The following is a 709-nucleotide window of genomic DNA, read 5'->3' as shown; positions in this document are numbered from 1 at the left end:
GACGATGGCCTACATCGCGCCGCCGGTCGCCGTCGCCCTGGCCAAGCACCCGATCGTGGACAACTACGACCTGTCGTCGCTGCACACGATGATGTCGGGCGCGGCTCCGCTCGACGACGAGCTGGGCCAGGCGGTCGCCAAGCGTCTGAACCTGCACATGCTGCAGGGCTACGGCATGAGCGAACTGTCCCCGGTGTCGCACATCATCCCCTTCGACACCCGGGCCACGCTGGGATGTGAGGATCCGCCGCTGTCGTCGACGGGCTGGCCGGTGCCGAACACGGTGAACAAGGTCGTCGATCCCGCCACCGGTGAGGACATCTCGCTTCCGCAGGAAGGGCTCTCGGAGCCGGGTGAGCTGTGGGTGAAGGGGCCGAACGTCATGCTCGGCTACCTCAACAACGAGCAGGCCACCGCCGACACGATCGACGCCGACGGCTTCCTGCACACCGGTGACATGGCGCAGGTCGATCCGACGGGGTGTGTCTACATCGTCGACCGGCTCAAGGAGCTCATCAAGTACAAGGGCTACCAGGTGCCGCCGGCCGAGTTGGAGGCCCTGCTCCTGACGCACGAGAAGATCGCGGACTCGGCGGTCATCGGTGTGATCGATGCGGAGTCGGGGGAGGAGATCCCGAAGGCGTTCGTCGTGCGGCAGCCCGAGGCCGAGCTGACCGCCGACGAGGTGATGGAGTTCGTGGCGTCGAAG

Annotated in this window: 1 protein-coding gene; it reads left to right on the top strand. The window is 66.6% G+C overall.

Going from position 1 to position 709, the window contains the following annotated elements:
* On the top strand, positions 1-709 hold a 709-nt coding region (locus OK17_RS09380), incomplete at both ends, for an AMP-binding protein (RefSeq protein ID WP_461417289.1).

It is taken from the genome of Gordonia sp. GN26 (genome assembly GCF_054823965.1).
The sequence above is the reverse complement of the archived record's forward strand: the minus strand, read 5'-3'. Positions and strand labels throughout refer to the sequence as shown.